The 4,284-nt window shown below is 33.3% G+C and carries 4 protein-coding genes; 1 reads left to right on the plus strand and 3 read right to left on the minus strand.

Annotation, left to right across the window (positions count from 1 at the left end; all coding sequences use genetic code 11):
- Positions 1–68 precede the first annotated feature (68 nt).
- Positions 69–911 carry an SPFH domain-containing protein gene (locus tag F6K22_RS21480; protein WP_293102438.1) on the minus strand — a complete coding sequence of 281 codons (843 nt, stop codon included), beginning with the start codon at positions 909–911 and terminating at the stop codon, positions 69–71.
- A 271-nt stretch (positions 912–1,182) separates the two neighbouring features.
- On the opposite strand from F6K22_RS21480, the gene F6K22_RS21485 reads away from it, so the two are divergent.
- Positions 1,183–1,803 carry a uridine kinase family protein gene (locus tag F6K22_RS21485; protein WP_293102441.1) on the plus strand — a complete coding sequence of 207 codons (621 nt, stop codon included), beginning with the start codon at positions 1,183–1,185 and terminating at the stop codon, positions 1,801–1,803.
- 58 nt (positions 1,804–1,861) lie between these two features.
- On the opposite strand, the gene F6K22_RS21490 is transcribed toward F6K22_RS21485, so the two are convergent.
- Complete coding sequence (locus tag F6K22_RS21490; protein WP_293102444.1) at positions 1,862–2,179, minus strand: hypothetical protein; 318 nt, start codon at positions 2,177–2,179, stop codon at positions 1,862–1,864.
- Between the two features lie 88 nt (positions 2,180–2,267).
- The coding region (locus F6K22_RS21495; protein WP_363274083.1) for a globin domain-containing protein at positions 2,268–4,284 on the minus strand (2,017 nt) is incomplete at its 5' end.

Here is a 4,284-nt window from a genome sequence, read left to right on the forward strand (position 1 = left end):
AAACCTTAATTGAAATGATGGTGCGTGAGGCTTGGCGCTTCGCACCCTACTATACTTTTGACTTGATATCAATCAGGTTTTTTCAGTTGTATTTCAGGATACTCAGGAGATTCTCCCATTAATTCACCCAATGCTTCTGACATAGCTTTCGGGTCCATAAATAGCACCTTAGAATTAGCACTTTCACTTAATTTCTGATTAGTTTCTAAATATCTTTGAGCAATCAGAAACTGCATAAATTCAGGACTGTCTGGACGCATATTTAAGGTTTTGGAAAGAAGCTCTATAGACTCTGCTTGTCCACTAGCTTCAAGAAGAGCAGCTTGCCTTTCACCTTCAGCTTTAGCAATAATAGCTTGCTGTTCACTTAAAGCTACCCTTTCCGACTCTATTCCTGCTTGTACTTTTTCAGAATAAACTATATTTTGAATCTCAACACGAATCACTTTTATTCCCCAACTAGAAGTTGCTTCATCTAATTTCTTCAACAAAGCTTTATCAATTTCATCTTTTGTAGATAAAACTTCTCGTATTGACAAGCGACCAATTTTAGAACGCAGAGAAGTTAAAACAATATTATTAATGGAATTTTCTAAATCTTCAATTGCATAATATGCTCTCTCCATGTCTATTATTTGCCAGTAAACTACTGCATCTACCTTCAAGGTTAAATTATCATTAGTGATAACTGACTGAGGAGGAATATCCAAAAACCGTTCGCGGATGGTATCAACATAAGCTATTTTTTCTACCAGGGGTAAGACTAACCGAAGTCCAGGTCTCAAAGTTCGCCGATATTTTCCTAAGCGTTCTACTAAAGCTTCATCCCCTTGATCGATCACTCTTACAGAGGAGTTAACTGCATAACCAACAATTGCAGTTGCTATCAGAGCCACAAGATATTGGAGCATAATATTTTAGACTTTATATATTAGGTTAATTGTGTTAATATTAGCATTCTCTAGGAATAATCCTAATTTTAACGATAAATATAGTTAAAAATTCTACTTTACCATAATTTAGAGTTGGGACAATCTTGGAAATTTTATCAAAATAATTGGTTCTAAAACCCCGCCTTTTAAAGCGAAATGTTTTTGGAGGGTTGCTCACGTATCCCCGTAACAAAAACAACTTCTGACTTCTGAATTCTGACTTCTGACTTCGTTAACAAGCTAGGTTAACATGGAAAACTTAATTAATACTTTATCTGAAAAAAGTCAAAATAAAAAACCTCTGATGGTAGCTGTTTCGGGAATTGATGGTTCAGGAAAGGGCTATATCAGTTCTCAAATAAATAGCTCTTTGCAAGAAATTAGTATTAATAGTTATCTCATTGGAATTGACGGATGGCTAGAACTACCAGAAAAGCGATTCAGTGATACAAATCCGGCAGAACATTTCTATAAAAATGGATTTAGGTTTGAAGAAATGTTCTCGACATTAGTGGCTCCGCTCCAACAAACTGGATCTGTTCACCTAATTGCTAATCATGCAGATGCTAGTAACTCAAATTCATACACACAATCTTATTATCAGATAGAAAATGCAGAAATAGTAATTTTAGAAGGTATCTTTTTGTTCCAAAATAAATTTAATTTTGATTATCGTATTTGGATCGACTGTAGCTTTGAAACGGCCTTTCAAAGAGCGTTGAATCGTAACCAGGAAGGTATTTCTGAAGCAGAATTAAGGCACGATTACGAAACTATATATTTTCCAGCTCAATTATTACACTTTGCCCAGGATAAACCAAAACAAATGGCTGATTTTATTATTGTTAACGATGATAAATGTGAGGTTTGAGGAATACTAAGTGATAGTATCACTATTTTCTTCCTCTTAAATAATTATAAAATTTTTTCTACAAATCCAAACTTTCTAATTCTTGCCACAATTGATTCATAAATTGATCGATATCTGTTAATTGCATATTTCCTAAAGCTTCCCACTCTTCAGATGTATAATTATCGTCAATTTTCATCACATCTTGTGTCCAATAAGCTAAAGTAGATCGTTCTTCCATGAGTTTTCTAGCCATTTCTTCTGAAATTTTACCAGGATTTTCTCCAGTAACTCTTGTCGCCAAACAAAATTTTAATAATTTTTCTAAATTACTATTGGGAGAAACTAACATGAGAAATGCCATATTTTTTGCTAGGAAGTGCTTGTGTGATTCCATAAATTCTCTATCTTTTGTTATTAATTAATTTTAGGATTGTATAATTTTAGCATTTTTGTGAGATTGTACAATTTTTTTAATCTTCAATTTACTCATGTTTAGAACTATCTGGCATAATTGCATCTTTTAAATAGGCATTATAAAGTTCATAAACACTTACTTTCGCATCTTTAAGATTAGCACCAACTAAATAAGTTTCTTTCAAATTAGCACCACTTAAATTTGCGCCAGTTAAATTAGCACCACTTAAGTTAGTGTTGCTTAAATCAGCACAAACTAAATTAGCATAATTCAATTTACTATTACTCAAATTAGCATTTGTCAAATTTGTAAAACTCAGATTAGCATAACTTAAATTACTATTAGGAAGTTTATCAAGGCTTAGATTAGCATAGCTTAAATTTGCTCTTTTTAGATTTGAATTTTCTAGGTTTGCTTTACTTAAATTTGCTTCATTGAGATGGGCATTTTTTAAATTAATATTTGCTAAATATGCTCCTGGTGCTTCTAAACTTCTGAGAGAAATATTATCTTCATTCAAATCTTGAATTGCCATAAATCTTGCTTGACTATCTTTGATACCTTTTGCTGCATCTATGATACTCCATGCTTGATAATGAAATTGTTTTTTTCGATCGGGAGTTTCTTTAATAAACAAAACTACAACGACAATAACACTAATAGCATCAATAGAATCTAATGTCTTACCTAAAAAGGAATCTTCATCTACTATATTAATTATTGTAACTGTCAGAATGACTACAATAATTACTACTAACCATTTTGGCGAACCCCAGAAAAGATTAACTATTTTTGCTAGTAATTTTTGCAGTTTTACTGTTGCTTCTGCTTGAGAATATTCGTTCTTTGTTTGTTGTTTTACTTGCTGAACTGGTGGTCTAGCTTTTTGTTTGGGAGTCTCGTTTGATACAGATTTTTCTTGTGATTCAGATTGAGTTTTTTTAGCTGTTTCTGCTGCTGGTTTAGTTGTATTTATATAACCTGCACCTTCAAACATTAATCTGGTAATTTGACCAATAGCATATACCCAAGCTTTGCTAACTTCAAGATTCCAATCATCACCAAGATATTGTTCTAAAGTTGTCAATAATGTTTCCCCAACTAACGGATAATGTTGTTTTAAAGCACCATAATTAACATGACGAGCGCCCAGACTTTTTAAGACTTCTGCTAATGCTTCTGGATGACGTAAATTTTCGACAACTAATACTAAAGAATTGAGCAATTTTTGCTGTTGCTTAGACATTTCAGTTTGAGCAAATAATGGTTGAGCTTCTGGATATGCTAGAAAGAGATTTTCATAGAAACTTGCAGCAAATTCTGCTCCATAAGGTTTGATTTTCTCAAAGCTATTTTCAATGATTTCTACTGATAACTGAGAACTGGGTTTTGAGACTGGAGTTTTGTCTAGACTAATTTCAGAAGTTGACTGTGGGGAAATAGAAATTTCTGTGGGTGAATACCCCGCCCCTTCAAACATTAATTCCACAATTTGTTCGTAAGCAAATACCCAGGCATTCTTCACTTCAATATTCCAATTATCACCAAGATATTGTTCTAAAGTTGTCAATAATGCTTCCCCAACTAACGGATAATGTTGTTTTAAAGCACCATAATTAACATGACGAGCGCCCAGACTTTTTAAGACTTCTGCTAATGCTTCTGGATGACGTAAATTTTCGACAACTAATACTAAAGAATTGAGCAATTTTTGCTGTTGCTTAGACATTTCAGTTTGAGCAAATAATGGTTGAGCTTCTGGATATGCTAGAAAGAGATTTTCATAGAAACTTGCAGCAAATTCTGCTCCATAAGGTTTGATTTTCTCAAAGCTATTTTCAATGATTTCTACTGATAACTGAGAACTGGGTTTTGAGACTGGAGTTTTGTCTAGACTAATTTCAGAAGTTGACTGTGGGGAAATAGAAATTTCTGTGGGTGAATACCCCGCCCCTTCAAACATTAATTCCACAATTTGTTCGTAAGCAAATACCCAGGCATTCTTCACTTCAATATTCCAATTATCACCAAGATATTGTTCTAAAGTTGTCAATAATGCTTCCCCAACTAACGGATAATGTTGT

Origin of the sequence: Okeania sp. SIO2F4 (genome assembly GCF_010672385.1) — a bacterium.
GTDB lineage: Bacteria > Cyanobacteriota > Cyanobacteriia > Cyanobacteriales > Microcoleaceae > Trichodesmium.